Origin of the sequence: Bradyrhizobium sp. SRS-191, assembly GCF_024586915.1 — a bacterium.
In the GTDB taxonomy this organism is placed as follows: domain Bacteria; phylum Pseudomonadota; class Alphaproteobacteria; order Rhizobiales; family Xanthobacteraceae; genus Bradyrhizobium.
In genome coordinates this window covers 1-25,968 of record NZ_JANBVS010000034.1, presented here as the reverse complement: position 1 = coordinate 25,968, position 25,968 = coordinate 1, and the positions used below count along the sequence as shown (strand labels likewise).

Below are 25,968 nucleotides of genomic sequence, written 5' to 3'. Positions count from 1 at the left end.
CGTAGAACGAGTCGGTGGTGCCGAACCACTGGCGGCCGAACTCACCCGACACGTACATGCCGACGCCGCTCGAACCGAACACGGTGCTCGGCGCGGTGTACTTGCCGGTGACCGAGGTGTAGTTGCCCCAGGCGCCGGAGTTCAGGAAGCTCGGGGTGTAGAACTCGGTGACGCCGAACGTCCAGTTGTCGTTCACCGTGTAGTTCATCTTGCCGTACACTTCGAAGAAGCTGACGTCCTTCTTCATCGTGTTGCCGTTGGCGAGGAAGTTCGTGGCGCAGTCGACGCCCTGGAACTTGCCGGTGTTGTCGAAGCCGGTGCCGCCGAACTGGCAGGTGCCGCCCGGATACAGGTAGCCCCACACGCCGATGTCGAAGGCGAAGGCGCCGAAGGTCGGACGGACACCGCCGTAGATATCGATCTCGGCCGCGGCGCGGTTCGGGAAGGAGATGCTCTCACCGGCGACGCCGACGTAGAACTGAAGATCCTTGTTGACGTTGAAGCGCGGCTCGAAATAGGCGGCGACCGACGGCTTGTGGTTTGACTGGGTGATGCCGCGGAACACGTAGTCGTTCATGATGGCGGCGCCGAAGGCGACGTCCCACGGATCGAAGGCCGGCGCCGGGGGAGCCTTATAGGCCTTGACCGCCATGTCCGCCGCTGAAGCCGATCCCGAGAACATTGCCAGCGCCGTTGCCAACAAAGCCAACTTTTTCATGCCGATCCCCATCACCCTAGTTCGAAAAACCGTCGAAAAAAGCCTGTCCCGCACGTGGCCCCCCAGGGCGTAAACAAGACGGCTGCGTCATCCGGACGCAATTTGTGACAGGGTCCCGCCGCAGGTGAAGCAAAAAAGCGCGGCATCTGCCGCCTTTTTGGGCGTTTTGGCAATTCTGCGGCGGGTTGTTAGTGCGTGTTGCAATTGAACAACAAATTCGCGTGTGAAAAAGCACGCATCCGTGCACATCGACGTGCGGTCGACCGCTTTCGAGCGCGTGCGGGGCGATCAAATCGCCCTTTCCGGGAGCACGGATTCGCGCGGCCGTAGATTTTCGGGTGTCGCGCGCCAACGGCGTGCGCCACCAAACAACGAGGCCGCAAGCGTCGCCGCTGCGGCCTCGTCGAATCGATTCGAGATGGAGACGATCGGAAGCTGAAGCTCTACGAGCCCGCCCCCTCCTCGCCCTCGTGAGCCTCGGGGGCCGCGCTCGGCATCGCCCAGCTGGTCTCGGCGGCGGTCTCGTTCGCCTCGGGGGTCTCGACCAGCGGAGCCATCTTCGGCGCCCGCTTCTTGGCGGCCTTCTTCTTCGGCGCTGCGGGAGCCTTTGCAGCAGACTTACCAGCCGGCTTACCTGCCGACTTGGCGGCCTTCTTGGCCGGAGCCTTCTTCGCGGTGCCCTTCTTGGCAGCGGCCTTCTTCGCCGGCGCCTTGGCGGCCTTCTTCACCGCCTTCTTGGCGGGAGCCTTCGCAGCCTTCTTGGCAGCTTTGGCGGCCTTCTTTGCTGACTTCTTCGCGGCCTTGCCGGCCTTCTTGGCAGACTTCTTCGCCGTGCCCTTCGCCGCCTTGGCCTGCGCCATCAGCTTCTTCTCTTTTTTGTCCTTCTTGGACTTCTTGTCTTTCTTGTCCTTCGCCATCGAAACCTCCTGTAGCCGCCGAGCGATCAGATCATCCGGCGGGACGGGCCGGCAGACCGCACGCGCCCGTCTTTCAATTCAATCCTGGCCGCGGACCGCCCGTCGCCCAGTCGAGAAGTTCAACGGTGTGGACGACGGGGATTCCGGTGCCGCTGGCAATCTGCATCATGCAGCCGATATTGCCTGCCGCGATCACATCCGGCTTGACGGTCGCGATGTTGGCGACCTTGCGATCGCGCAGTCTCATCGCAATGTCAGGCTGGAGAATGTTGTAGGTCCCCGCCGAACCGCAACACAAATGACTCTCCGGTATATCTTTCACCACGAATCCGGACTTGGAAAGCAATTCTTTCGGAATGCTCGTGATTTTCTGCCCATGTTGCAGCGAGCATGCGGAGTGATAGGCCACGACGAGGTCGTCGTGCTTCGCCTGAACGCTCAGTTCGAGCGTGGCGAGATACTCGCTGATGTCCTTCGCCATCGCCGAGACGGCGGCTGCCGGCGCTGCATATTGCGGGTCCTCGCGCAGCATGTGGCCGTAGTCCTTGATGACGGTGCCGCAGCCCGACGTCGTCACCAGGATCGCATCGAGTCCGCCGCGTTGAGCCTCCGCCGTCCACACGGCGACATTGGCCCGCGCCCGCGCCAAGGCATCGGCGTCCTGCCCCATGTGATGGGTCAGCGCACCGCAGCATTGCTCGTCCCTGACCAGCACCACCTCGATGCCGTGCCGCGTCAGCAGGTTGATCGCAGCCTGGTTGATGCGCGGCGCCAAGGCTTGTTGCGCGCAGCCCTGCAGCAGCGCCACACGGCCGCGCCGCTCGCCTTGCGCGGGAAACACGCTGCCGCCCGCAGGTCCCGGCGGCGGCAGCGCCGCGGCGGGTGCGAGCTCCAGCATCGCCCTGAGGCGGCGCCACAGGCTCGGCGTCGGCGCTGAGGCTGACGATGCCGGCAGCAGCGCCTTGAACGGACGCCCGAGCCGCGCCAGCGTCATCGCCAGCCGAAACTCGCGCGGCCGCGGCAGCACATAGGCCAGCACGGCGCGCAGCAGACGGTCCGTCAGCGGCCGCTGATAGGTCTCCTCGATCCGCACCCGCGCCTGGTCGACCAGGTGCATATAGTGCACCCCCGACGGACAGGTCGTCATGCAGGACAGGCACGACAGGCAGCGGTCGATATGCTTGACCACGTCCGAGGTCGGCGCCTGGTCCTTCTCCAGCATCTGCTTGATCAGGTAGATGCGGCCGCGCGGGCTGTCGAGCTCGTCGCCGAGCAGCACATAGGTCGGACAGGTCGCAGTGCAGAAGCCGCAATGCACGCAGGCGCGCAGGATCTTGTCGGCGACCGCGATGTCGGGATCGGCGAGCTGCGCCAGGGTGAACTCGCTCTTCATGACGCAACGCTCCGACGCAGACGGCCGCGGTTGAGAATGCCCTTGGGATCGAACGACACGCGCACCCGCTCCTCCAGCGCGGCGACGCCCGGCGGCTGCGGGGGAAACACATCGACCGCCTGGCGCACCTCGTCGAAGGCGCGCAGCAAGGTGGCATGGCCGCCAGCGGCGTCGACCTGCTTGCGGACCAGGCTCGCCGCGCCGTCGGCCGTCGGCGGCAGCGCCGCCCAGATCAGCCCGCCGCCCCAGTCATAGATCACCTCGCCGCCGGTCTGGCGCTTCAGCGCGTGGCCGAGCGCGCCGCCGGCGACCGGCGGGCAGACGATCCGCCACACCGTCCAGGCGCCGAGCTGGCCATGGGCCGCGAACGGCATGACGTCGCGCACCGCACCCCACACCGCGGCCGAGGCCTCATCGGCGATGATCTCGGCGGCGCCGAACGGCGCCAGCAGCTTGGCGAGCGATCCCGCGCGATGCGCGGCAGACGCCGTGATGCCCTCCAGCCTGACCACCGTCACAGCCTCGCGCGGCGAGCCGACCGCGCTCAAGCCCTCGACATCAGGCCGCAGCGACGACGCCGGCAGATGCGCCGCGCCCGACACGTCGAACGGCGAGCCCAGCGCCGCCGTCATGGCCCGGTTGGCGGTGGCATCGTCGAGCCCGCGCAGCACCAGCGTCCGCTCGGCCTCCGGCCGCGGCATCACCTTCAACGTCGCCTCGGTCATGACCGCCAGCGTGCCCCAGGACCCCGCCAGCAGCTTGCAGAGGTCATAGCCGGTGACGTTCTTCACCACCTTGCCGCCGGTCTTGAAGCTCTCGCCGAAGCCGGAGACGGCATGCGCCCCGAGCAGGTGATCCCGCACCCCGCCGGCCCTGACCCGCCGCGACCCGGCCAGCCCCGCCGCGATCATCCCGCCCAGCGTTCCCCGTCCCGTGCTGCCGAGCAGCGGCCCCGTATCCATCGGGTCGAACGCGAATTGCTGGCTCTTCGAATCGATCAGCGACAGCAGGTCCGCAAGCGGCGCCCCGGCCTGCGCCGTGATGATCAGTTCGTTGGGCTCGTAGGACACGACGGCGTTCAGCGCCGAGACATCCAGCACCGCATTGGTCGCCGTGACCTGCCCAATCCCGCGCTTCGAGCCATGCCCGATGATCTCCAGCGGCTGCTCATTGGCGATGGCCGCCCGGACCACCTCCTCGACATCAGCCGCGTTCCGTACTTTGAGGGCGTCCACCACTGCTCGCCTTGCTTGTTGATGATGAAGGCGGTCGCGACGCGCGGCCACCAGCGTTGGAGTCGTTCTAGAGCATGATGGATGAAAAGTGCAGCCCGGTGTGGCGAAAAGATCGTGCGGAGACAAGGGGATGGGAGGGAACGACGCAAGCGTTCAACGGAACGCTCGGCTTCTTGGGGCACGGACACGCCAGCAGCGCTGTCGACATGACCCGAGCCATCTCCCCACGCGGTGCACTCCCTCTCCCCGTCCTTCACGGGGAGAGGGTTGGGGTGAGGGGCAGCGGCACGGGTGGTGTACTTTTTACGCGCTCTGCTATTTTGTGCGCGGCGGCTCCACTCGGGGTACTGTTCGGTCATGGCTCCTAAGAAACCCGCTTCGAAAAAGACCAAGGCCGGCTTCGTGATCGGCAGTGCGCGCTATCGCAAGATCAGCGCCGTCGAGGGGATCGAGTATTCATCCAAGATAAAGGCCGCGTCGTCTACGACGGGCAAGACCCTGTCCCCTCAGGAACGTCGGAAGGCGATCATCGAAGCCTATCGCAAGGCTTAGACTGCGACAAAACCGCGACGACAATGAACGGTGCGACGATGCGGATCACGCAAGATGATCGGATTCGATGCGACTGGACGGGGTACAGATGAAGCTTGTGATGGGGATACTGGTCGCCGCGCTCGTCCTGACCGGCATGGGCGCGGGCCGGGCGACGGTGCGCATTGCCGACGACCCGGGCGGTCGTATTGGGACTTATGTCGACAAATACAAACTCCTGCGCGACTCCGGCGAGCACGTCATCATCGACGGGATCTGCGGGGGCGCCTGCACGATCGTGCTGGGGACCCTTCCGCGCGACAGGATCTGCGTCACCCCGAGAGCCGTGTTCACGTTCAGGGAAACTGACGATGTGGGCCCCTTTTTTCGTGCTGTCCCGAACCCGGAAGCAACGCGGATGCTGTTTGACCTCTACCCGGCACCGATCAAACGATGGATCACGCGACAGGGCGGCCTGACCGCACAGCCGATATTCCTTCGCGGCAACGAGCTCCAATCGCTTTATCGGCCCTGCGCGATCAACGTCCCGGCCTCCGGCGGCGGGCCGCGGTAGACGGATTGTCGATCTAAAGGCGCTCTAGTTAGATGCACTCACTGTAGTCCCGAGTCCGGCTCCAACCGGTCAAGTAACAGCGGTCCCGCTCCAAGGCGAGGAAGCAATATCGTCGGGACCTATGTCCGCTTGGCGGGTTAGCGAAGCGTAACCCGCCCTCTTTCAAGCCACGCGGCGGATTACGCCTTCGGCTAATCCGCCCTACGCGCTGTAAGCGCAACTTCCGAGCTTACGCGCGCTGGCAGGACAAACTCAAAGCAGAAGCAGCCCGCTTCAGGTGGCTATAAAAAGGTCGCTTGATAGCTAGTTGCCATCAACGAGACGTGTGCGTCGAGCGGAGGACTTAGCTCAAAGGCACGCGGCTCGCGGGCGAAGTTCCACACTCGCACAAGCCGCCACTCGTCATAATGCGCCTCGGCAAACTCCAGCTCGTTGCGGCTAATGTAAAACGGCGCACGCTCCCAGCCATTGGTCGTTTTCACTTCGATTAGCCGCTCGCCACCGTTCGGCTCGAAACTTTGGATATCATAGCCCGCGCCATCCCCATCGAGTTCTGATACCCATCGTATCCGATGCACAAGGTCGCTTCGGCCATCGGCGAGAAGAGTTGCGCGCTCGTGCGCAAGCACGCGCTCCTCGCCGGCGCGCCCCAGCTTCCGATTGCGGGCGTCACGCTCAGCGACGTCGTATCTCCTGGCAACCGCTTGCATCTGCTCAAGCTCAGCAGGCGGTGGCGCGTTGCTGTAGGTCGGCGGCGGTCCGATCCAAAGTTCCTTCGGCTCTTGCAACGTTAGCCGAATGCCTTCTATCGCGGTGTGGGTAGCACGTTCGAGCCAATCCGGGTGGCTACGCAGCCAGCGATCCACGGCATCGGCAAGCGCGAGCTGATAATTGAATGCCGGCTTATAGCCTTGGATCCAGCCCTCGTTTAGACCTTTGAGCACCGCGCTGATGTTCTGATGCTTGTACTCGATGGCACCGCGTGGCCGACGAATCATGCTTTGCAGTGCCCGGTTGTGCTCAGCCTTATTGTAGGACTGTCCAGCAAGTTCGTTCACGAACATATCAAAATAGTCCGCAACTATTGCGTCGTTCTGCTCGTCAGTCCAGTCACTCGCCATCAATATCGCTCCCCAGGCAGATAGAAGAGCACCATAATTGACGCCGGACAAGCGCGACGCCGAAAGGAACTGCGGACCACGCCTCGGCTATAGCCCTATGCGCCAGCATTTTTATAGCACCACGCAACTCTTGCACCGGCCATCGCCGCACGATACGTTGATACTATTTATGTATTTAAGTAAATGCGGAGCGACCTTGCCCGATCCAGGTTCACTAACCCAAGTCGCTGGTCAGCCCTGGCAATTAGTATCGGCGGTTTCAGGGCTGGTCGGCGTACTCGTCGGCGGCATAATAAGCGGTGGAGTACAAGCGTGGCTCTTAAGTCGACGCATTGTGGCCGACGAGACGCTAGCTGAACGCAAGTTCAATTTCGACAAAGATCTTGCGGAGCGCAAGTTCAAATATGACCGAGATCTACACGATCATAAAAGGAAGGTCGAACTGGCTGAACAAGCTCTCACTGCCTTTTATGAGGCCCGAGACGTGTTTATTTCGGCCCGCAGTCGCGGCATATATGGCGGCGAAGGCGCCAGCCGCACGGCTCTCGAAGGCGAGAGCAAGGCTCAGCAAGAACAGCGCAACAGATACTTCATACCAATTGAACGCCTAACACAGAACAAGGAGGTGTTCGCTCGATTGCGCTCTCTACGCTACTCTTTCATCGCTTATTTTGGCGAAGCTGCGACTGCTCCTTTCGAAGAAGTTTTCAGCGTCCAGATCAAGATGATAACCGCTGCGAGTATTATCATTCAAATGGCGCCACAAGACGATGAAGGCGATCACCGTCACTCTTTCAAAACCAGCATTGAGCCTCTTTTGAATGAGCTTGGTTGGGGAACAGCAGAACGCCCTGACGAGTCTGATCGCAAGATCGAGAAAGCTATCCACGACATCGAGGAGCTATGCCGAGCCGTGTTTAGGCGGGCTTGATTAGTTTCGGACTGTTCTGGCCTAAGTCGCCGTCGAGGACTTTGACCAATCCACGACAGCAGGGATTCAGGCCCCGGGCAAATCACCCCAACGTTTTGCTTGATCTCACGGCATCCGTGTCGAGCCAATAGCGCTCAGAATGAGAAATTCGCGAGCCATTTCAGAGCTGAACGCCAAGCCACCTCCTCGCGAGATTTTTCGGTTTCGTTTTTACAGAATTCATGCCATACTCTGCCCGACTCACCCCGCCGAGAGGGGCGTACGCGCGGTCGTCACGATACGTGGGGTGGGGATGCGGTGGCCGTGTCGGGTCGCAGCGTGGCTTCGGCCGCGCCGACGAACGACTGCGATGCGGACGTGAAGTCGTGTGGGTCTGGCCTCCCGGTGCTGAGGCCAAGTCGGCGATGACGCCTTTGCGCGTCGCGTCGGCGACGGGGACAACACAGCCGATCCCCGGGGCGAGCACGTATAAGCGTTAAGACTGCCGCGCAGGGAATGCCGGTTGACCGGCTGCACCTGTGGTGACTGCCGCCTGCTTTTTGTTTGCAGGCGGGCCATGGGTGAGGCCTTCACCCGGCATTCCCTGCGCCCTCTCGATTGGCTTGGAGGGCGGTGTCGATGGGATCACCTGGGCGCGAGGCGCTGCGGGAATGCGGACGTGTGTCCGCGGGGTGGAGGTGGATGCGATGAGGACAACTCTCTCCGCCGTCATTGCGAGCGAAGCGAAGCAATCCAGAATCCCGCCCGCGACTCTGGATTGCTTCGCTTCGCTCGCAATGACGTGGAAAGGCCTGCGCGCCTCAGAACCGCGGCAGATCCGGAAATGCCAGCTTGCCGGCATGCACATGCATCCGTCCCAACTCCGCACAGCGATGCAAGGTCGGAAACACCTTGCCTGGGTTCAGCAGGCCCTGGCTATCGAACGCGCATTTCACGCGCTGCTGCTGGTTGAGGTCGATCTCGGTGAACATGTCGGGCATCAGATCGCGCTTCTCGATGCCGACGCCGTGCTCGCCGGTGAGGACGCCGCCGAGCTCGACGCAGCAGCGCAGGATGTCGGCGCCGAAGGCCTCCGCACGCTCCATCTCACCGGGCTTGTTGGCGTCGTAGAGGATGAGGGGATGCAGATTGCCGTCGCCGGCATGGAAGACGTTGGCGCAGCCGAGCTGGTACTTTTCCGACAGCTCGCGGATGCGCGCGAGCGCCTTCGGCAGCGCGCCGCGCGGGATGGTGCCGTCCATGCAGAGATAGTCCGGCGAGATGCGCCCCACAGCCGGGAAGGCCGCCTTGCGGCCGGCCCAGAACAGGTTGCGCTCGGCCTCCGAGGTCGAGATCCGGCAGGTGGTCGAGCCGCAGCCGTTCGCAATGGCCTCGACGCGGCTGATCAGCTCGTCGACCTCGACGCCGGGGCCGTCGAGCTCGATGATCAGGAGCGCCTCGACGTCGAGCGGATAGCCAGCATGAACGAAGGCCTCGGCGGCGTGAATCGCCGGCTTGTCCATCATCTCCATGCCGCCCGGAATGATGCCGGCGCCGATGATGCGCGCGACGCATTCGCCGGCGGCCTCGACTTGCGCGAAGCCGACCATCAGCGCGCGGGCCGTTTCCGGTTTTTGCAGGATGCGCACGGTGACCTCGGTGACGACGCCGAGCAGGCCCTCCGATCCCGTGATCAGACCCATCAGGTCGTAGCCGGCGTTCTCGGTGCACTTGCCTCCGATGCGCAACACCTCGCCGTTGATCAGCACGATCTCGCAGCCGAGCACGTTGTTGGTGGTCATGCCGTATTTGAGGCAGTGCACGCCGCCGGAATTCTCCGCGACATTGCCGCCGATCGAGCAGGCGATCTGCGACGACGGATCGGGCGCGTAGTAGAAGCCGGCATGCGCCACCGCCTGGCTGATGGCGAGGTTGGTCACGCCCGGCTCGGTGACGACGACGCGGTTGTCGAAGTCGATCTCGCGGATGCGCTTGAACTTGCCGAGCCCGAGCAGCACGCCGTCGGCCAATGGCAGCGCGCCGCCGGACAGCGAGGTGCCGGAGCCGCGCGGAACCACCTTGATGCCTTGTTCATGGCAGTATTTCAGGACCTGCGACACTTGCGCGGTCGTCTCCGGCAGCACCACGACCATCGGCGGCTGGCGGTACGCCATCAATCCGTCGGACTCGTAGGGAAGCATTTCGGCGGCGCTGTCGATGACGCCCTCGCCGGGCACGATTGCACGCAGTGCAGCAACGATTTCGCCGCGGCGCGCCAGCACCGCAGAATCAGCCTCCGGCATCATGATCGCCATTGCGCGCCTCTCCTGAAGTCGATTTCCGCCGCCATATCAATCACAACCGCAGTGCTTTGGGTAGGCGGCCGCGCGGCTTTCGCTGTTTGCGGCCGCGCAAAGATCGCGACGATAAGGATGAACCCTATCCCGATGGACGACTTGTGTGAGGGCGGAGGCCATGCCACAAACCTGCGCACGATTTTTGTCTCGAAACCACAGAGCCTGATCCATGAAGAAACTGACTTTGACTGCGCTCGTCGTGATTGCCTCGTCGTCGCTGGCCTCTGCTGCAATGGCGCAGGATGCCGCCGCGGGCAAGACGTCCTTCAACAAGTGCCTGCCCTGCCATGCGATCGGCGAAGGTGCGAAGAACAAGGTTGGTCCGGAGCTGAACGGTCTCGACGGCCGCAAGTCGGGCAGCGCCCCGGACTACAACTATTCGGAAGCCAACAAGAACTCGGGCATCACCTGGAACGAGGCCGTGTTCAAGGAATACATCAAGGATCCGAAGGCCAAGATCCCCGGCACCAAGATGACCTTTGCCGGCATCAAGAACGAGACCGAGGTCAACAACCTCTGGGCCTACGTTTCGTCGTTCGACAAGGACGGCAAGCAGAAGCAGTAAGCGGCGCGACGTCCGCTCCGCTTTCGAAGCCCCGGCCGCGCGCCGGGGCTTTTTCGTTTTCAAGGCGCGGCAGCCTCGTTCGCCGTGAGCGCGCCGATCATCCGGTCGACCTCGCCGGCCACGAGCTCCGGCACCGCATTCTGGACCATGTGGCCAAGGTCGGGCACGACGATCAGGCGGGTCTGGGGCAGCACCTGCGCCAGCCGCCTGGCGTGGATGTCGGTGTAGACGGTCTTGTCGGCGTCGCCGGCCAGGATCGTGACGGGGGCCTTGATCTCGGCGTAGCGCGGCGCCTGCTCGATCACCGCCTGCTTGAGGGTGACGAGGTCGAGCGCGTTGGCAAGGAATTCGCGGGGCCGCAGCAGCAGCGGCGTCGCGCTCTGGTCGACGAAATCGGCCGGCATCTGCTGCGGTGCAAACACGCCGCGGGCGCCGGGGCCCATCAGCGCAAGACCGAGCGGCAGGGTGATGGTGTGGGCCAGCAGCGGGCCGATCACCGGTGTGGTCACCGCCGCATTGTACTGCCCGACCCCGCCGCGCCAGGGATAGGCGACCGGCGCCAGCATCACGAGGCCGGCCACCCGGTCGGGGAAGTCGAGCGCCATGCGCAGGCCGAGCGCGCCGCTCCAGGAGTGGACCACCAGGATCACAGGCCCGACGCCGAGCCGGCCGAGCGCCTCGTCCAGCATCCGCGCCTGCGCGGCCGGGGTGGAGTCCTCAGCCCGCACTCTCGGGCTCCAGCCATGACCGGGGCGGTCGACCAGCAGCACCCGGTGGCGCTCCGCCAGCATGTCCCCGAGCGGCTTGCGCATCGCCTCGAGGTTCGAGCTCGCGCCGTGAAGCAGCAACAGGGGAGGCTTTTGGCTGTCGCGCGGACCGATATCCACAAGATTGATGGTGGCCCCGTTGACATCGATCGCCTGCCCCTGGGCCGGATAGCGGTGCTCGACGACCGCGACGCCGGCCCGGGTCACGAGCGCAAGCACGGCCAATGCGCTCACTAAGAACATTGAAATCATTGAGAGTTTTCTGCCTGTCACAAAGACAGTTACGGGCGCGGAAGCTGGGAGTTGCAGATCCAGCGGCGTTGCCCGGTCGTTTCGGCCTTAAATCCTGTCATCACTGCGTCGTCGGCCATTTTATAACCATGGTCGGGACTTTTCCTCGCAATCGGCTGATGACCGTGAATTACTTCCGGTTGGGTCATTGCAAGACGTCACCTGCGATGACCGGCCCTGCGTTTAGTTTGGTGTTTTGGGAGGGGGTTACCGATGAGCTTTCGTTCGAGCGAGTCTGCGATCGACGAGATCGTCGCGAGCTGCAACGGCGATATCCGCGGCGCGCTGAAGGCGCTGCTGCTGGTCAACGAGCATCTCGAGGCCGAGATTGCACAGCTGTATGCCGCAGCTGCGCAGTACGGCATGCCGGATCGCCGCAGCACCGCGTTTCACTAAGCCGGCTGACCGGGGCGGATGACGCCCATCAGTCCTCCTGTGTCAGGTCCTTGTTCGGGCACGCGTTGATCGTCGATCGCGCCAGCTTGGCGTCGTCTTTCGACTTGAACGGCCCCGACGCGAACCAGATGTCCCCGATGATGACGGGGTTGCTGGTCACGATCTCGCAGCGATCGGTGGCGCGATTACCCACCACCCAGAACAGATCGTCCGCCCGCGCGGCCGTCGCCGTCAGTCCCAAACCCGTCATTCCCACAAGCGCTGCCGTCAGCACTGCACGCCGCATTGCGCCGTCTCCTGGCCAAGTTTTGTCCGGTCAACGGCAATTGGGATCGCGCAGGCCGGCCGGCAAGGACGGCCGTCCGGACAGGGTTAACCGGCCGTTGAGCCTAGATGTCGCGGCCTTCGACCTTCTCGGCCAGGGTTTTGACCAGCTCCGGCACCTTGTCGAGGTGCGGATTGACCTCCAGCGCCTTGCGGAAGGCATCCAGCGCCCGCTTCTCCTCGCCGAGGTCCTGCATGATCATGCCGAGACCGGCGAGCGCGCCGAAGTGCCTGGGCTCCCGGAGCAGCACCTGCTGGATGTCGGCGAGGGAGCGGCCGTAGTCGTTCTGCAGATAATAGATCGTCGCGCGGCGATTCCAGGCTTCGACATAGTCGGGGCGGAGCTTGATGACCGAATCGAGCAGCTTGAGCGCGACCTCGTTCTGCTTCGCGTCCATCGCCGCCTTGGAACGCGCCATCAGCAGTGCGACGGTGTCGCTCGGGGTCTGCAGCCAGATCGCCCAGATCCGGGCCTCGACATGCTTGGCGCTGATCTCGTCGGGGGCGGCCTTGAGGGCGCCGAACAGGAAATCCAGCCCCTTGGTCTTGTCGGCGCCGACCTTCGGCAGCTTCGAGGGGGCTTCCGGGGGTTTTGGCTTGGCGCCCGGTCGCGGGTCACCCTGGGCGAACGCAAGGTACGGTATGCAGATGACGGCGGCGGCGAGCAGAATCGCCAGGGAGGATCGCTTTGCCATGAACCAAGTCTAAACGCAGAAAGCGCGCCCTGCAAAGCAGAGCGCGCGTCAAAGACCTGTGAGCAGGCGGCGCAGGAGCGGGCTCAATCGGCCCCCTGTCGTTTAGCCCTGGCGGGCCTTGAAGCGGCGCTGGACCTTGTTGATCACATAGACGCGGCCCTTGCGGCGGACCAGACGGTTGGCGCGATGGCGGCCACGCAGCGACTTCAGCGAGTTACGGACCTTCATGGGACATCCTGATACGTTCGAAAGGCCGTGTTGGACAGGCCGGAAGTGGCAAATAGGAATGGATTTCCGCAAGCGACTGGGCCGCCCGGAGTGGCCGGTTTCTAACCACCGACCCGCCGGATGTCAACGATTGCGGCGCGGACTTCAACAGAACGGCCGCAATCGCCGGACCGCAGGAACTCGACCATCGGGCCAATTGCCGATTGCCAAATTCGTTATATCCTATAATCAATTTGCCAAAGCCAATAATCAACCGCCGGGAACGCCCATGCCCAAGCTCGCTCTGCCCAAGATCGACGACGTCGTCGCCATCGACATCCACACCCATGCCGAGGAACCCTGCGGCATGCATGCGGATGACGGCTATGACGATTTCCAGGCCCAGATGGCCGACTACTTCAAGTCGCCGCACAAGCATCCGCCGACCGTGCCGGAGACCGCGGCCTATTACCGCTCCAAGAACATCGCCGCCGTGATCTTCCCGGTCGATGCCGAGCGCGAGACCGGCTTCCGCCGCTACAAGAATGAAGAGATGCTGGAGATCGCTTCCGAGCATCTCGACGTGCTGATCCCGTTCGTCAGCATCGATCCGCACAAGGGCAAGCTCGGCGTGCGCGAGGCGCGCAGGCTGATCGAGGATTATGGCGTCCGCGGCTTCAAGTTTCACCCGACGATGCAGGGCTTCTACGCCAACGACCGCCTCGCCTACCCGCTCTATGAGGCGATCAATGACGGCGGCGCGATCGCTCTGTTCCACACCGGCCAGACCGGCGTCGGCTCGGGCATGCCGGGCGGCATGGGCATGCGGCTGAAGTACTCCAACCCGATGTACATGGACGACGTCGCGGCCGATTTCCCGGACCTCAAGATCATCCTCGCGCACCCCTCCTTCCCCTGGCAGGAGGAGGCGCTGTCGGTCGCGACCCACAAGCCCAACGTCTATATCGACCTGTCGGGCTGGTCGCCGAAATACTTCCCGCCGATCCTGGTGCGCTACATCAACTCGATCCTGCAGGACAAGATGCTGTTCGGCTCCGACTGGCCGGTCATCACGCCGGACCGCTGGCTCGCCGATTTCGCCAAGCTCGACATTCGCGAAGAAATCCGCCCGAAGGTGCTGAAGGCCAACGCCCGCAAGCTGCTCGGGATCTGAGACCGCTCCAGGCGCGGTGGCCATCGGTCATCGCGCCTGCCTCTGACTGAGGTGATCGCCGTGCCGTTCAAAGCCGTCGTCTTCGATGCCTATGGCACGCTGTATGACATCCAGTCGGTGGCGGCGGTCACCGAGCGGGCCTTTCCCGGCCATGGCGACATCATCACCCAGATCTGGCGCATCAAGCAGCTCGAATACACTTGGCTGCGCTCGCTGATGCAGCGCTACGAGGACTTTGCCGTCGTCACGCGGCAGTCGCTGATCTACACGCTGCGCGTGCTCGGCCTGCAGGCCGATGCCGCCACGTTGGATCGCATCATCGCCAAGTACCTCGATCTCGATCCCTACCCTGACGCACGAACCGCGCTCGCTGCGATGAAGGATCACCAGCTCGCGATCCTGTCCAACGGCAGCCCCGCGATGCTCGATGGCCTCGTCAAGGCGAGCGGCTTCGACACGTTGCTCGATGCCGTCCTCAGCGTCGATGCGCACGGGATCTTCAAGCCGAGCCCGCAAGCCTATACGCTGATCGAAGAGACGCTCGGACTGTCGCCTCGTGACGTCTTGTTCGTCTCCTCCAATCCCTGGGACGCCTGCGGTGCCAAGGCCTTCGGCCTCAACGTCGCATGGATCGAACGAGTGACGCCGGAGGCCATGGCTGCGGCCTGCGTCACAACCGACCTGGTCGCGCCCCTCACCTTGTTCAAGGCGCTGCGCACCCAGATGGACGAGTTGGGTTTCGCGCCCGATTATCGTATTGCTGCGCTGTCCGAACTACCCGAGATCGTTGCATCGCATGAGCCTTGAATCCGTCCGCGCCTTCTTCGCCGAGAAAGCCCCCGACATCGACGTCCTCGTCTCCAGCCAGAGCTCCGCGACCGTCGCGCTTGCGGCCGAGGCCTATGGCGTCGAGCCCGCCCGCATCGCCAAGACGCTGTCCCTGCGTGTCGGCGACCGCATCATCCTGATCGTCGCCGCCGGCCACGCGCGGATGGACAACAAGAAGGTCAAGGCGCTGTTCGGCGGCAAGCCGAAGATGCTCGGCCTCGACGAGGTCGCCGACATCACGGGACACGAGGTCGGCGGCGTCTGCCCGTTCGGACTGAAATCGCCGCTGCCGGTGTATTGCGACCTGTCGCTGAAGGCGTTCGACATCGTGGTGCCCGCGGCCGGCTCGACGCATAGCGCGGTGAAGATCACGCCGGAGCGAATGGCTGAGCTGACGGGAGCCGAATGGGTCGACGTCTGCGAGGTGCAGGCCTGAGCGGCGCACGCGATCACCGCTTCTTTGCTTTCGCGAGCTCCTTGACCAGAAACTCCGAGAGCACCTCGACCCGCGCCGGCCGCGGCCCGCCCGGCGGCATCACCAGATGCATCGCTCCCTCCGGCTGGCTCCAGCCCTTCAGCACCACCTCGACCTCGCCCGACGCGATCGCATCGCCGACGATGAAGTCCGGCAGATCGGCGATGCCGAGCCCGGCCAACACCGCCGGCAGCAACGCCTCACCATTGTTGACCCGCAGCTGTCCCGCCGGACGCACGCTCGCCTGCTCGCCGGCGGCATTGGTGTAGTGCCAGACGCCGGCCGTGGAGAGGTAGGCGTAGCCGAAGCACTTGTGCTCGGCCAAATGCATCGGATGCGTCGGCCGTCCGTGCCGCTTCAGATAAGACGGCGCCGCCACCGTGTAGCGTGGCATCGCGCAGAGCCGGCGCGCGACGAGCGAGGAGTCCGGCAGTCGCGCGATGCGTAGGGCGAGATCAAATCCCTCGCCAATGAGGTCCACCGTCGCGTCGCTCATATGGAGATCGATCGAGACCTCCGGATATTGTTCGAGAAAGGCCGGCAGCAGCGGCGCGATCTTCTTGACCCCGAAGGTCATCGGCACGGCGAAGCGCACCAGGCCGCGTGGCGTCAGCGACTGCGCCAGCGCTTCGGTCTCCGCAGCCTCGCCATCGGCGAGCAACTGCGCCGCGCGCTCCGACAGCCGCTGGCCGGCATCGGTGAGCGCCAGCCGCCGCGACGTCCGGTTGAACAGCCGGGTGCCCAGGCGCTCCTCCAGACGGCTGACGGCTTTGGAGACGGAGGCCTTGGACAGGCTCAACTCCTGCGCGGCGCCGGCGAAGGAGCGCAGCTCGACGACCTTGGCGAAGATCGCCATCGCCTCGAAATCCGGAAGTCGCACCATCGACTCAATCTCTCTTTTGGAAACAATAGGTTTCAATAGTTTCTATTTATATACCGCAACCGCTCCCTTATTCCAATGCCCAACGCGACGGCGGCACCGGCCATTGTCGCAACCTCAGGAGCAGACACATGATCGAACTCAAGCCCTTCGCGGCGCTGGGCGGCGCCGACCACGGCTGGCTGAAGGCCAAGCACCATTTCTCGTTCGCGAGCTACTACGACCCCGCGAATATGGGCCACGGCGCCCTGCGCGTCTGGAACGACGATGAGATTGCGCCGAACACCGGATTCCCGGCGCATCCGCACCGGAACATGGAGATCATCACCTATGTCCGCGAAGGCGCGATCACGCATCAGGACAGCCTCGGCAACAAGGGTCGCACCGAAGCCGGCGACGTCCAGGTAATGAGCGCGGGCAGCGGCATCCGCCACTCCGAGTACAATCTCGAGCCGACCACGACGCGCATCTTCCAGATCTGGATCGAGCCGACCACCGATGGCGGCCAGCCGACCTGGGGCGCCAAGCCGTTTCCGAAGTCGGACCGCTCCGGCAAGCTGGTGACGCTCGCAAGCGGCTTCGCGGATGATTCCGACGCGCTGCCGATCAGGGCCAAGGCGCGCGTGCTGGGCACCACGCTCAAGGCCGGCGAGACCGCGGAATACTCCGCCGACAAGGCCCGCCACATCTATCTCGTGCCGGCCGCCGGCAGCGTCAAGGTCAACGGCGTTCGTGTGAACGCCCGTGACGGCGCCGCCATCCGCGACGAGGCCACGCTGAAGATCACCGCGCTCGAAGATTCCGAGCTGGTGCTGGTCGACGCCGCCTAACCGCTTCTGCTCACCCTCATCCCCACGGAGACTATCATGACCAAGGTTCTCGTTCTCTACTACTCCGCCTACGGCCACATCGAAGCGATGGCGAACGCGGTTGCCGAAGGCGCCCGCGAAGCCGGCGCCACAGTCGACATCAAGCGCGTGCCGGAACTAGTGCCGGCCGACGTCGCCAAGGCGTCCTACTACAAACTCGACCAGGCTGCGCCGATCGCCAAGGTCGAGGAGCTCGCCGACTACGACGCGATCATCGTCGGCACCGGCACCCGCTTCGGCCGCATGGCCTCGCAGATGGCGAACTTCCTCGACCAGGCCGGCGGCCTCTGGGCCAAGGGCGCGCTGAACGGCAAGGTCGGCGGCGCCTTCACCTCGACCGCGACCCAGCATGGCGGCCAAGAGGTGACGTTGTTCTCGATCATCACCAACCTGCTGCATTTCGGCATGACCATCGTCGGTCTCAACTACGGCTTCGCCGGCCAGATGAAGCTCGACGAGGTCACGGGCGGCTCGCCCTACGGCGCCACCACCATCACCGGCGGCGACGGCAGCCGGCAGCCGAGCGAGAACGAGCTGGCGGGGGCGCGCTATCAGGGGCGCGTGATCGCCGAGACCGCAAAGAAGTTGCATGGCTGATGCGACTGGGGCGGCACTTCCGGCTTCGAAGTGCCGCCCCATCTCGTCGGAAGAAATTGAAGGAGTCCGCAATGCCCGCCATGCTCGAACTGGTGACGTTGGCCAGGCTGGCGCGTCATCCCCTGCAGATGATGGCGCGCCATTGGTACTGCAAGGGCCTGTTTCGCGCGAGCCGCGGCCAGCGGCGCTGTGCGGAATGCGCGGCCGCTAAAGCGGCTTGATCTGCACCTTCTTGAACTTCACGACGCCAGAGCCGTATTGCAGGGCGATCGGCCCCGCCGCGTGCTTGCTGTCGTCGACATCGGCGGTCTTCTCGCCGTTGAAGATCACGGTGAGCCGCGTACCCTTGGCGGTGATCTCGAACGTATTCCACTTGCCGCCGGCCTTCGGCATCGGATCGACCTTCGACACGTCGACGATCGCGCCGGTGCCGTATTTCGGGTCGGGCCGCTTGTCGAAGATGTTGACCTCATAGCAGATGTTGGAGTCGATCTTCTCAGACTGGTCGCAGCGGATGAAGATGCCGCTGTTGGCGGCGTCGTCGACCCAGAACTCGGCCTTGATCTGAAAATCCTTGTAGCTGGTCTTGGTGACCAGATAGGACGGATCCTTGCCGTCGAGCTTGTCGGCCATCAAGGTGCCGTCCTTGGCTTCCCAGTTGGCCTTGCCGACCTCGGTGAACTCGACCTTCTTGTCGCCGTCGACCAGGGTCACCCAGCCGTCATCGGCCGACGCCGTCCTGATCATCGTCAGCGCCGCACCCGTCATCACCAATCCAGCCGCGAGCACGCCCCAGCGTTTACGCATCGAAACTCCTCCCTGATTTTGTTTCGTTCGCAGCCAAGATAGCAAAGCGACGGACGAAGCAAACGAGTTTCGATGCTGCATCTGCTCTCTCAACTACACCGCGGTGGCCCGCGCAAAATCGACATAGATCTCGCGCAGCCGCGTGGCCACCGGCCCCGGCTTGCCGTCGCCGACCGGCTTGCCGTCGATCGTGACCACCGGCTGCACGAACGAGCTCGCGCTGGTGATGAAGGCCTCCTTGGCGGCGAGCGCCTCCTCGACGGTGAACAGCCGCTCCTCGACCTTGAGCTGGCGCTCCTCGGCAAGCTTGACCACCGCCTTGCGGGTGCAGCCCGGCAGGATCGCGTTGGAGTTCGGCCTGGTGACGATGACGTCGTCCTGGGTCAGGATGAAGGTCGACGACGAGCCTCCTTCGGTGACGTGGCCGTCCTCGACCATCCAGGCCTCGGCTGCGCCTGCGGCGGCTGCCGCCTGCTTCGCGAGCACCTGCGCCAGCAGCGCCACGCTCTTGATGTCGCGGCGCGCCCAGCGGATGTCGGGCACGGTGATGACACCGATGCCGGTCTTGGCGGAGGGCGCATCGACGATGTTCTTCGCGGTGACGAACATCACCAGCGTCGGCTTGACGTCGCCCTTCGGAAACGGAAAGTCGCGGCCCTTGTCGGCGCCGCGGGTGACCTGCAGATAGACCATGCCCTGGTCGAGCTGGTTGCGCGCAACCAGCTCCTTCTGCAGCTCCTCGATGCGCGACAGACTCTCCGGCAACGCGAGACCGATCTCGCCGACGGAGCGCTCGAGGCGGGCGAGGTGTGAGTCGCTATCGACGAGCTTTCCGTCGAGCACCGCCGCCACTTCATAGATGCCGTCGGCGAACAGGAAGCCGCGATCGAGCACCGAGACCTTGGCTTCGGACAGGGGCACGAAGGCGCCGTTGACGTAAGCGATGGGGTCCAAGGCGATATCTCCTATTAGTTAGGCGCTGTGCAACGAGCACACCGCTGTCTCTTACCTCTCTCCGCCTGCGGGGAGAGGTCGGATCGCATCGCAAGATGCGATCCGGGTGAGGGGGTACAGGTCTAACCGTATGCACTGCTCGTGCGGCTGCCCCTCACCCCAACCCTCTCCCCGTGAAGAACGGGGAGAGGGAGCAGACTGCCGTCTGCGCGACTACTCGCGAAAAACTCCCAAGCTAATGCGACAAGATCTTCGACAGGAACTGCTGCGCGCGGTCGCTGCGGGGCTGGCCGAAGAACTCTTCCTTCTTGGCGTCCTCGACGATCTCGCCGCGGTCCATGAAGATGACGCGGTGGGCGACCTTCTTGGCGAAACCCATTTCGTGGGTGACGACCATCATGGTCATGCCCTCGCGGGCGAGATCGACCATGACGTCGAGCACCTCGCTGATCATCTCGGGGTCGAGCGCCGAGGTCGGCTCGTCGAACAGCATCGCGATCGGGTCCATCGCGAGCGCACGCGCAATGGCAACGCGCTGCTGCTGGCCGCCGGACAGCTGCGCCGGGAATTTCTGCGCCTGCTCCTTGAGGCCGACGCGCTCCAGAAGCTTCATGCCCTTGGCGGTCGCTTCTTCCTGGCCGCGCCCCAGCACCTTCTGCTGCGCCAGCCGGAGATTCTCGATGATCGTCAGGTGCGGAAACAGTTCGAAGTGCTGAAACACCATGCCGACCCGCGAGCGCAGCTTCGGCAGATTGGTCTTGGGATCATTGACCTTGAGGCCATCGATCGTGATCGTGCCGTCCTGGAACGGCTCCAGCGCGTTGACGCATTTGATCAGGGTCGACTTGCCGGAGCCGGAGGGTCCGCAGACCACCACGACCTCGCCCTTGGCGACGGAGGTGGTGCAATCCTTCAGCACCTGGAAGGTCGGGCTGTACCATTTGTTGACGTGGCTGATTTCGATCATGAGAGCCGACTACCTGATGATGGCGATGCGCGACTGCAGGCGGCGGACGCCGTAGGACGCGATGCAGGAGATGGTGAAGTAGACCACGGCGGCGAACAGATACATCTCGACGAGGCGGCCGTCGCGCTGCGCGACCTTGGAGGCCGCGCCGAGGAAGTCCGGGATCGAGAGCACGTAGACCAGCGAGGTGTCCTGGAACAGCACGATGGTCTGGGTCAGCAGCACCGGCAGCATGTTGCGGAACGCCTGCGGCAGCACGACGTAGCGCATGGTCTGCGCGTAGGTGAGGCCGAGCGCCGAGGCCGCCGCCGGCTGGCCGCGCGAGATCGACTGGATGCCGGCGCGCATGATCTCGGAGAAATACGCCGCCTCGAACATGATGAAGGTGATCAGCGAGGAGGCAAAGGCGCCGACCTTGATCGGCCGCGACGAACCGGTCAGCCACTGCCCGATATAGGGGACCAGGAAGTAGAACCAGAAGATCACCAGCACCAGCGGCAGCGAGCGCATGAAGTCGACATAGAGCCCGGCGATCCAGCCCATCACGCGGTAGCCCGACAGCCGCATCAGCGCGATCAGCGTGCCGAAGATCAGGCCGCCCGTCGCGGACAGCGCGGTCAGCGTCAAGGTGAAGGTCATGCCGTCGATGAAGAGATAGCTCAGCGAGCGGCGGATGACGTCGAAATCGAAATTGGCCAGCATCTCATTTGCCCGTGATGTAGCCAGGAATCGCCACCGCGCGCTCCAGGAGGCGCATGCCGATCACGACGATGATGTTGATGACGAGATACATCAGGGTCGCGGCGCTGAACGCCTCGAACACCTGGAAGGAGAATTCCTGCATCGCGCGGGCCGCACCCGTCAGCTCGATCAGGCCGATGGTGATCGCGACGGCGCTGTTCTTGACCGTGTTGAGGAATTCGGAGGTCAACGGCGGCAGGATGATGCGGAAGGCCATCGGCAGCAGCACGTAGCGATAGACTTGAAGCGTGGTCAGACCAAGAGCCGTGGCCGCCATCTTCTGTCCCCGCGGCAGCGAGCCGATGCCGGCCGCAAGCTGTACCGCGACGCGGGCCGACATGAACAGGCCGATGCCGACGGCCGCCGTATAGAACGGCGCGTTCGGCATCTGCTTCAGCCACAGGCCGGCGGTCCGCGGCAGCAGCTCCGGCAGCACGAAGAACCACAGGAACAGCTGCACCAGCAGCGGCATGTTGCGGAAGAATTCGACATAGATGAAGCCGATCCAGGTCGCGAGCTTGGACGGCAGCGAGCGCAGGATGCCGACGATCGTGCCGAAGATCAGCGCGATCACCCAGGCCGACAGCGAGGTCACGATCGTGACCTTCAGCCCCGCCAGCAGCATGTCGAAATAGGTGCCGGCCCCGGTCGGGTTCGGCTCCAGGAAGATGTGCCAGTTCCAGGTGTAGTTCACGGGGACATCCAGAAAGGGTTAGCTCGGGACTGAGCCGATGCGATCAGCTGATATGATCGGGGTCATCGGATCAAGTTCATTCCGTCCGGCTGATGCAATCAATAGGCCAGTGTTGCCGCAATCACTTCAATTCGTAGTCCGGCTGCTGCCGCGCCGGCAGTGCGCCCCCTCTCCCCGTTCTTCACGGGGAGAGGGAGTGGACCGTCGTCGTGGCGACGGCTCGATTCCAAGCTTTGCGAGCTGCATCATGCGGCAGCCGCAAGTGGAGAGAGAGCAAGCAGCTTACGGCTTGTACGACTCCGGATCCGGCGAGTCCGACGGCTTGGCGAACTCGGCCTTCAGCTCGGCGGAGATCGGGGTGTTCAGGTTGAGGCCCTTCGGCGGGATCTTCTGCATGAACCACTTGTCATACAGCTTGGCGCCCTCGCCGCTGGTGTAGATCTTGGCGGTCGCGGCATCGACGACCTTCTTGAACTGCGGATCGTCCTTGCGCAGCATGATGCCGTAGGGCTCGGGCTTGGAGAACGCGTCGCTCGAGATGACGTAGGCGGCCGGATCCTTGGAGCCGGCGACGAGGCTGGCGAGCAGGATGTCGTCCATCACGAACGCCACCGCACGGTCGGTCTCGACCATCAGGAAGGCTTCGGCGTGATCCTTGGCCGGGATGATGTTGATGCCGAGGCTGCGCGCGGCATTGGCCTCGGTGAGCTGCTTGATGTTGGTGGTGCCGGCGGTCGACACGACCGTCTTGCCCTTCAGATCATCGATCTTGGTGATGTTGCTCGCCTTCTTCGTGACGTAGCGGCTCGCCGTCAGGAAGTGGGTGTTGGTGAAGGAAATCTGCTTCTGGCGCTCGGCGTTGTTGGTGGTCGAGCCGCATTCGAGATCAATGGTGCCGTTGGCGAGCAGCGGGATGCGCGTCGACGACGTCACGGGGTTGAGCTTGACCTCGAGCTTGTCGAGCTTGAGCTCCTTCTTCACGGCATCGACGATGCCCATGCAGATGTCGATCGCGAAACCGACCGGCTTCTGGCTGTCGTCGAGATAAGAGAACGGAATCGAGGAGTCGCGGACGCCGAGCGTGATGGCACCGGTCTCCTTGATGTTCTTCAAGGTCCCCGTGAGGTCCTCGGCTTGCACCTGGCCGGCGCAGAGCGCGGCGGCAAGCGTCAGACCCAATAGGCGAAGCTGCTTCATCTGTTTCTCCTCAATCCGGCAGATTGCCGGATGCTTGCATGAACCCGAACAAACTCAAAATGCCCCCGGCTTCGGACGATGTTTCGGCCGGGACAGCGCGGGCACCATAGACCGCCCCGCGGCGGGAAGTTCTCGGACGCTTGCGACAAATTGCCTGTCCAGCGCCCCGTTCGACAAGACATTCGCACCGATGCGGCAGCGCCGAACGTCGGGATGGTAAACTACGAGGGCGGCGCGCATCCGGCGACACGACGAAAGTTGCAGTGGAGCGTCCGGCCTGCTCATCAGCTCGCGCATCGAGTTCCAGTGCTTGCGAGCGGATTGCCTTGTGGGAGCCAACACTTTCGCGACGACGGCGCTGTACCCCCTCTCCCCGTTCTTCACGGGGAGAGGGTTGGGGTGAGGGGCAAACGCACGGGTAGTGGACATGGTGAGACCTGTACCCCCTCACCCGGATTGCATCTTGCGATGCAATCCGACCTCTCCCCGCAGGCGGGGAGAGGCGCAGACCGAGCAAGCAGCAAGATCTGTGCTCAAAACAGCTCAAGCGTCCTCACAACGGCTTCCGCAACTCACCCAGATCCCAGAACAGCCCGGCCATCAGGCCCAGCGCCTCCTCCGTGACATCCATCAGAATGTGCTCGTCCGGCGCGTGCTGCGAGCAGCCGGGATAGGAGTGCGGAACCCACATGGTCGGCATCTTCAGCACGTCGGCAAAGACGTCGTTCGGCAGCGAGCCGCCGAAATTCGGCAGCACGGCGGGCGTCTTGCCGGTGCTCATCCGGATCGACTCCGCCGCCCAGTTGATCCAGGGGCTGTCGATGTCGGCGCGCGAGGCCGCGAAGCCTTGCGTCATGCTGACCTCGATCATCGGGAAGCCGTGCGCGACGAGATGAGCCTTCACATCCTCGACGATGGTGTCGACCTTGGTGCCGACCACGAAGCGTAGTTGCAGCACGGCACGTGCGACGCCTGGAATGGCATTCGCGGGTTTGTCGATATTGCCCGAGGAGATCGCCAGCACCTCCAGCGTGTTCCAGGCATACAGCCGCTCCGCCGGCGTCAGCCCCTCCTCGCCCCAATTGTCCGACAGCGCCGGCTCGTCGGCGGTCGGCTCGACCTTGACGTCGGCCAGGATGGCGCGGATCTCATTGGTCAGGCGCGGCGGCTTGAGCGAGTCCAGCTTGATGCGGCCGTGTCCGTCGACGAGCGTCGCGATGGCATTGGCAAGGATGGTCGCGGGATTGGCGAGCACGCCGCCCCAATTGCCGGAGTGATTGCCGCCTTCGCGCAAGGCGACGTCGAGATGCAGCCGGATGCCGCCGCGGCAGCCGAGAAAGATGGTGGGCCGCGCGGTCGACAGCCGCGGACCGTCGGAGCCGATGAAGACGTCGGCCTTCAGCGCCTCGCGCTTGAGATCGGCGACCTTGGCAAGGTCTGGCGAGCCGATCTCCTCGCCCATCTCGATGATGAACTTGGCATTGAAGCCAAGCTTGCCGCCGCGGGCCTCGCGCACCGCGCGCAGCGCCGCGATGTTGATGCTGTGCTGGCCCTTGTTGTCCGCGGTGCCGCGGCCATAGAGCCGGTTGCCCGCCGGCGTCACGGCCCAGGGATCGCGGCCGTCGCGCCACTCGCCGGTCATGCCGTCGACGGTATCGCCGTGGCCATAGCTCAGCACCGTCGGCGCGCTGTCGCTCTCATGGTAGGTCGCGATCAGGAACGGCGAGCGGCCGCTCGGCGAGGCCACCAGTTCGGAGGAGAAGCCGAGCGCGGCGAAGGATGGCGTCAGCTCGTTGGTGAGGTAGGACGCGAGCTCGTCCTTGCGCTCGGGATTGAGGCTCTCGGTGCGGTAGGCGACCCGGCGACCGAGCTCGGCCAAGAAGTCACCGCTCGTCAGGCTTTGACGGGCACGGGCGATTGCATCAATCCTGGTCATGGCGCTTTTCCAGTCACAACGAAGGCGGCGTCTTATCGGGATCAGGGAGCGAGCGGAAGGGGCTGGCTTTGAATTCAGTGGGAGATCCGACGAGTCTCGGAATTCGGAACCGCTCGCGTCGCGCATGAGCGGCATGAACGACGGGGGCATGCGCGCCCTCGTTCTCGCGGTGCAATCGCGCACCCGAGTTGTCATTTAGACCGCCCTCGAGAGACGGAGGGCGCGGGGAATGCCGGGTGCTGGCCGCAACCCATGGCCCGCCTGCAGAAAGAAAAGCAGGCGGCAGTCACCACAGGTTCAGCCGGTCATCCGGCATTCCCCGCGCGACGGTTTTCACGCTTATAGCGCGCTCTCCCCGGTGTCCGGCTCGATAGCCACCGTCATCAGCGGGATCATCACCCGCCGACTTGGCGCCAGCTTCGGGGCGCCAGGACCACACGCCTTCACGTCCGCAAGCTGCCGTTCGTCCGCGCGGGTCTCCCCACGCTGCGGCATCTCAGCGGCCATCGCTCCCCGCCTCGCGTGTCGTGACGATCGCGATGCGCCCCTCCGTGGGAGGCGGGATTTCGGAAATAAAGCATATCTTCGGGAATTCGTAAAGCGATTTCTCGCCCGCCGTCGACCCACGGCCTCGCCCTTCGAGACGCCCGCCTAAGGGCGGGCTCCTCAGGACGAGGACCGAGCTTGTGGCGAAGTCCGAACCTCATGGCTGGCGAGATCTCAAACCTCTCCATCAACAGGCTGCTCGGTCTCGTTCGAAACAGGCTGCAACATCCGCACCGGCGTGAGATGCAGTGCCCTCGCCCCTTGTGGGAGAGGGCAGCGCCGGCCGATCGGCAGGCTCGGTC

General features: G+C 64.0%; 29 protein-coding genes. 11 read left to right on the top strand and 18 right to left on the bottom strand.

Annotated elements, in window-relative coordinates:
- The 4 genes from NLR35_RS33325 to NLR35_RS33310 all read right to left on the bottom strand — a co-directional run.
- A partial coding sequence (locus tag NLR35_RS33325) for a TorF family putative porin (protein WP_257170785.1) occupies nt 1–718 on the bottom strand: 718 nt, incomplete at its 3' end.
- A gap of 443 nt (nt 719–1,161) precedes the next feature.
- Nucleotides 1,162–1,635 (bottom strand): hypothetical protein, encoded by a 474-nt coding sequence (locus NLR35_RS33320; RefSeq protein WP_257170784.1) that lies wholly within the window; start codon nt 1,633–1,635, stop codon nt 1,162–1,164.
- A 73-nt stretch (nt 1,636–1,708) separates the two neighbouring features.
- Nucleotides 1,709–3,028 (bottom strand): glycolate oxidase subunit GlcF, encoded by a 1,320-nt coding sequence (gene glcF / locus NLR35_RS33315; protein ID WP_257170783.1) that lies wholly within the window; start codon nt 3,026–3,028, stop codon nt 1,709–1,711.
- A complete protein-coding gene (locus NLR35_RS33310) occupies nt 3,025–4,263 on the bottom strand; it encodes an FAD-binding protein (RefSeq protein WP_257170782.1) in 1,239 nt (412 codons plus the stop codon). The genes glcF and NLR35_RS33310 overlap by 4 nt, the downstream gene beginning before the upstream one ends.
- 357 nt (nt 4,264–4,620) lie before the next feature.
- Between NLR35_RS33310 and NLR35_RS33305 the strand changes: the two genes are divergently transcribed.
- Together NLR35_RS33305 and NLR35_RS33300 are read left to right on the top strand one after the other, a co-directional pair.
- Nucleotides 4,621–4,815, top strand: coding sequence for a hypothetical protein (locus tag NLR35_RS33305; RefSeq protein WP_257170781.1), 195 nt, complete (start codon nt 4,621–4,623; stop codon nt 4,813–4,815).
- Between the two features lie 67 nt (nt 4,816–4,882).
- A complete protein-coding gene (locus NLR35_RS33300; protein WP_306577850.1) occupies nt 4,883–5,368 on the top strand; it encodes a hypothetical protein in 486 nt (161 codons plus the stop codon).
- A gap of 281 nt (nt 5,369–5,649) precedes the next feature.
- On the opposite strand, the gene NLR35_RS33295 is transcribed toward NLR35_RS33300, so the two are convergent.
- Nucleotides 5,650–6,489 carry a DUF3883 domain-containing protein gene (locus NLR35_RS33295; RefSeq protein ID WP_257170780.1) on the bottom strand — a complete coding sequence of 280 codons (840 nt, stop codon included), beginning with the start codon at nt 6,487–6,489 and terminating at the stop codon, nt 5,650–5,652.
- 37 nt (nt 6,490–6,526) lie between these two features.
- Here NLR35_RS33295 and NLR35_RS33290 point away from each other — a divergent pair, with 37 nt between their 5' ends.
- On the top strand, nt 6,527–7,420 hold the full coding sequence (locus tag NLR35_RS33290) for a hypothetical protein (protein WP_257170779.1): 894 nt from the start codon (nt 6,527–6,529) through the stop codon (nt 7,418–7,420).
- A gap of 800 nt (nt 7,421–8,220) precedes the next feature.
- Here NLR35_RS33290 and NLR35_RS33285 read toward each other — a convergent pair.
- A complete protein-coding gene (locus NLR35_RS33285) occupies nt 8,221–9,714 on the bottom strand; it encodes an FAD-linked oxidase C-terminal domain-containing protein (RefSeq protein ID WP_257170778.1) in 1,494 nt (497 codons plus the stop codon).
- Between the two features lie 211 nt (nt 9,715–9,925).
- Here NLR35_RS33285 and cycA point away from each other — a divergent pair, with 211 nt between their 5' ends.
- Nucleotides 9,926–10,321 carry a cytochrome c-550 CycA gene (gene cycA, locus NLR35_RS33280; RefSeq protein WP_257170777.1) on the top strand — a complete coding sequence of 132 codons (396 nt, stop codon included), beginning with the start codon at nt 9,926–9,928 and terminating at the stop codon, nt 10,319–10,321.
- Between the two features lie 59 nt (nt 10,322–10,380).
- On the opposite strand, the gene NLR35_RS33275 is transcribed toward cycA, so the two are convergent.
- Nucleotides 10,381–11,340, bottom strand: a complete 960-nt coding sequence (locus NLR35_RS33275; RefSeq protein WP_257170776.1) for an alpha/beta fold hydrolase — start codon at nt 11,338–11,340, stop codon at nt 10,381–10,383.
- A 252-nt stretch (nt 11,341–11,592) separates the two neighbouring features.
- Between NLR35_RS33275 and NLR35_RS33270 the strand changes: the two genes are divergently transcribed.
- A complete protein-coding gene (locus NLR35_RS33270) occupies nt 11,593–11,775 on the top strand; it encodes a hypothetical protein (RefSeq protein WP_257170775.1) in 183 nt (60 codons plus the stop codon).
- Between the two features lie 28 nt (nt 11,776–11,803).
- Here the strand turns inward: NLR35_RS33270 and NLR35_RS33265 are convergent, their stop codons facing one another.
- The 3 genes from NLR35_RS33265 to ykgO form a co-directional block, all read right to left on the bottom strand.
- Entirely contained in the window at nt 11,804–12,061 is a 258-nt protein-coding gene (locus NLR35_RS33265; RefSeq protein WP_257170774.1) for a hypothetical protein, read from the bottom strand.
- Nucleotides 12,062–12,164: 103 nt separating this feature from the next.
- On the bottom strand, nt 12,165–12,794 hold the full coding sequence (locus tag NLR35_RS33260; protein ID WP_257170773.1) for a tetratricopeptide repeat protein: 630 nt from the start codon (nt 12,792–12,794) through the stop codon (nt 12,165–12,167).
- 102 nt (nt 12,795–12,896) lie between these two features.
- The gene (gene ykgO / locus NLR35_RS33255; protein ID WP_006611362.1) at nt 12,897–13,022 is read right to left on the bottom strand and encodes a type B 50S ribosomal protein L36; all 126 of its coding nucleotides are present in this window, start codon (nt 13,020–13,022) and stop codon (nt 12,897–12,899) included.
- A gap of 268 nt (nt 13,023–13,290) precedes the next feature.
- On the opposite strand from ykgO, the gene NLR35_RS33250 reads away from it, so the two are divergent.
- From NLR35_RS33250 to NLR35_RS33240, 3 genes are read left to right on the top strand one after another with little or no spacing between them, the layout of a single operon-like run.
- Nucleotides 13,291–14,175, top strand: a complete 885-nt coding sequence (locus tag NLR35_RS33250) for an amidohydrolase family protein (RefSeq protein ID WP_257170772.1) — start codon at nt 13,291–13,293, stop codon at nt 14,173–14,175.
- A gap of 60 nt (nt 14,176–14,235) precedes the next feature.
- On the top strand, nt 14,236–14,982 hold the full coding sequence (locus NLR35_RS33245; protein WP_257170771.1) for a haloacid dehalogenase type II: 747 nt from the start codon (nt 14,236–14,238) through the stop codon (nt 14,980–14,982).
- Complete coding sequence (locus tag NLR35_RS33240) at nt 14,972–15,439, top strand: YbaK/EbsC family protein (protein WP_257170770.1); 468 nt, start codon at nt 14,972–14,974, stop codon at nt 15,437–15,439. Before NLR35_RS33245 ends, NLR35_RS33240 begins: the two co-directional genes overlap by 11 nt.
- A 13-nt stretch (nt 15,440–15,452) precedes the next feature.
- Here NLR35_RS33240 and NLR35_RS33235 read toward each other — a convergent pair whose 3' ends face one another.
- Entirely contained in the window at nt 15,453–16,361 is a 909-nt protein-coding gene (locus tag NLR35_RS33235) for a LysR family transcriptional regulator (protein WP_257170769.1), read from the bottom strand.
- A gap of 128 nt (nt 16,362–16,489) precedes the next feature.
- Between NLR35_RS33235 and NLR35_RS33230 the strand changes: the two genes are divergently transcribed.
- The 3 genes from NLR35_RS33230 to NLR35_RS33220 all read left to right on the top strand — a co-directional run bounded on the left by NLR35_RS33230 (nt 16,490) and on the right by NLR35_RS33220 (nt 18,045).
- Complete coding sequence (locus NLR35_RS33230) at nt 16,490–17,188, top strand: pirin family protein (RefSeq protein WP_257170768.1); 699 nt, start codon at nt 16,490–16,492, stop codon at nt 17,186–17,188.
- Between the two features lie 36 nt (nt 17,189–17,224).
- Nucleotides 17,225–17,824, top strand: a complete 600-nt coding sequence (wrbA, locus tag NLR35_RS33225) for an NAD(P)H:quinone oxidoreductase (protein ID WP_257170767.1) — start codon at nt 17,225–17,227, stop codon at nt 17,822–17,824.
- A gap of 71 nt (nt 17,825–17,895) precedes the next feature.
- Nucleotides 17,896–18,045, top strand: coding sequence for a hypothetical protein (locus NLR35_RS33220; protein ID WP_257170766.1), 150 nt, complete (start codon nt 17,896–17,898; stop codon nt 18,043–18,045).
- Here the strand turns inward: NLR35_RS33220 and NLR35_RS33215 are convergent.
- The 7 genes from NLR35_RS33215 to NLR35_RS33185 form a co-directional block, all read right to left on the bottom strand.
- Entirely contained in the window at nt 18,032–18,631 is a 600-nt protein-coding gene (locus NLR35_RS33215) for a DUF1080 domain-containing protein (protein ID WP_257170765.1), read from the bottom strand. The genes NLR35_RS33220 and NLR35_RS33215 overlap by 14 nt on opposite strands.
- Before the next feature lie 93 nt (nt 18,632–18,724).
- Nucleotides 18,725–19,585 (bottom strand): D-amino-acid transaminase, encoded by an 861-nt coding sequence (locus NLR35_RS33210; protein WP_257170764.1) that lies wholly within the window; start codon nt 19,583–19,585, stop codon nt 18,725–18,727.
- 235 nt (nt 19,586–19,820) lie between these two features.
- Nucleotides 19,821–20,552 carry an amino acid ABC transporter ATP-binding protein gene (locus NLR35_RS33205; protein ID WP_006612547.1) on the bottom strand — a complete coding sequence of 244 codons (732 nt, stop codon included), beginning with the start codon at nt 20,550–20,552 and terminating at the stop codon, nt 19,821–19,823.
- A 9-nt stretch (nt 20,553–20,561) separates the two neighbouring features.
- Nucleotides 20,562–21,254 carry an amino acid ABC transporter permease gene (locus tag NLR35_RS33200; RefSeq protein ID WP_257170763.1) on the bottom strand — a complete coding sequence of 231 codons (693 nt, stop codon included), beginning with the start codon at nt 21,252–21,254 and terminating at the stop codon, nt 20,562–20,564.
- Nucleotide 21,255: 1 nt separating this feature from the next.
- The gene (locus NLR35_RS33195; RefSeq protein ID WP_257170762.1) at nt 21,256–21,987 is read right to left on the bottom strand and encodes an amino acid ABC transporter permease; all 732 of its coding nucleotides are present in this window, start codon (nt 21,985–21,987) and stop codon (nt 21,256–21,258) included.
- Between the two features lie 282 nt (nt 21,988–22,269).
- Complete coding sequence (locus tag NLR35_RS33190; protein WP_257170761.1) at nt 22,270–23,184, bottom strand: amino acid ABC transporter substrate-binding protein; 915 nt, start codon at nt 23,182–23,184, stop codon at nt 22,270–22,272.
- 553 nt (nt 23,185–23,737) lie between these two features.
- Complete coding sequence (locus NLR35_RS33185) at nt 23,738–25,120, bottom strand: M20 family metallopeptidase (protein ID WP_257170760.1); 1,383 nt, start codon at nt 25,118–25,120, stop codon at nt 23,738–23,740.
- Nucleotides 25,121–25,968: the final 848 nt, after the last annotated feature.

Bases quoted from the DNA above. Each gene is read 5' to 3' on its own strand.
- NLR35_RS33320 (WP_257170784.1), bottom strand. From the start codon at position 1,635: ATGGCGAAGGACAAGAAAGACAAGAAGTCCAAGAAGGACAAAAAAGAG.
- glcF (WP_257170783.1), bottom strand. From the start codon at position 3,028: ATGAAGAGCGAGTTCACCCTGGCGCAGCTCGCCGATCCCGACATCGCG.
- NLR35_RS33305 (WP_257170781.1), top strand. From the start codon at position 4,621: ATGGCTCCTAAGAAACCCGCTTCGAAAAAGACCAAGGCCGGCTTCGTG.
- NLR35_RS33300 (WP_306577850.1), top strand. From the start codon at position 4,883: ATGCGACTGGACGGGGTACAGATGAAGCTTGTGATGGGGATACTGGTC.
- NLR35_RS33295 (WP_257170780.1), bottom strand. From the start codon at position 6,489: ATGGCGAGTGACTGGACTGACGAGCAGAACGACGCAATAGTTGCGGAC.
- NLR35_RS33285 (WP_257170778.1), bottom strand. From the start codon at position 9,714: ATGGCGATCATGATGCCGGAGGCTGATTCTGCGGTGCTGGCGCGCCGC.
- cycA (WP_257170777.1), top strand. From the start codon at position 9,926: ATGAAGAAACTGACTTTGACTGCGCTCGTCGTGATTGCCTCGTCGTCG.
- NLR35_RS33275 (WP_257170776.1), bottom strand. From the start codon at position 11,340: ATGATTTCAATGTTCTTAGTGAGCGCATTGGCCGTGCTTGCGCTCGTG.
- NLR35_RS33270 (WP_257170775.1), top strand. From the start codon at position 11,593: ATGAGCTTTCGTTCGAGCGAGTCTGCGATCGACGAGATCGTCGCGAGC.
- NLR35_RS33265 (WP_257170774.1), bottom strand. From the start codon at position 12,061: ATGCGGCGTGCAGTGCTGACGGCAGCGCTTGTGGGAATGACGGGTTTG.
- NLR35_RS33260 (WP_257170773.1), bottom strand. From the start codon at position 12,794: ATGGCAAAGCGATCCTCCCTGGCGATTCTGCTCGCCGCCGCCGTCATC.
- ykgO (WP_006611362.1), bottom strand. From the start codon at position 13,022: ATGAAGGTCCGTAACTCGCTGAAGTCGCTGCGTGGCCGCCATCGCGCC.
- NLR35_RS33250 (WP_257170772.1), top strand. From the start codon at position 13,291: ATGCCCAAGCTCGCTCTGCCCAAGATCGACGACGTCGTCGCCATCGAC.
- NLR35_RS33240 (WP_257170770.1), top strand. From the start codon at position 14,972: ATGAGCCTTGAATCCGTCCGCGCCTTCTTCGCCGAGAAAGCCCCCGAC.
- NLR35_RS33235 (WP_257170769.1), bottom strand. From the start codon at position 16,361: ATGGTGCGACTTCCGGATTTCGAGGCGATGGCGATCTTCGCCAAGGTC.
- NLR35_RS33230 (WP_257170768.1), top strand. From the start codon at position 16,490: ATGATCGAACTCAAGCCCTTCGCGGCGCTGGGCGGCGCCGACCACGGC.
- wrbA (WP_257170767.1), top strand. From the start codon at position 17,225: ATGACCAAGGTTCTCGTTCTCTACTACTCCGCCTACGGCCACATCGAA.
- NLR35_RS33220 (WP_257170766.1), top strand. From the start codon at position 17,896: ATGCCCGCCATGCTCGAACTGGTGACGTTGGCCAGGCTGGCGCGTCAT.
- NLR35_RS33215 (WP_257170765.1), bottom strand. From the start codon at position 18,631: ATGCGTAAACGCTGGGGCGTGCTCGCGGCTGGATTGGTGATGACGGGT.
- NLR35_RS33205 (WP_006612547.1), bottom strand. From the start codon at position 20,552: ATGATCGAAATCAGCCACGTCAACAAATGGTACAGCCCGACCTTCCAG.
- NLR35_RS33200 (WP_257170763.1), bottom strand. From the start codon at position 21,254: ATGCTGGCCAATTTCGATTTCGACGTCATCCGCCGCTCGCTGAGCTAT.
- NLR35_RS33190 (WP_257170761.1), bottom strand. From the start codon at position 23,184: ATGAAGCAGCTTCGCCTATTGGGTCTGACGCTTGCCGCCGCGCTCTGC.
- NLR35_RS33185 (WP_257170760.1), bottom strand. From the start codon at position 25,120: ATGACCAGGATTGATGCAATCGCCCGTGCCCGTCAAAGCCTGACGAGC.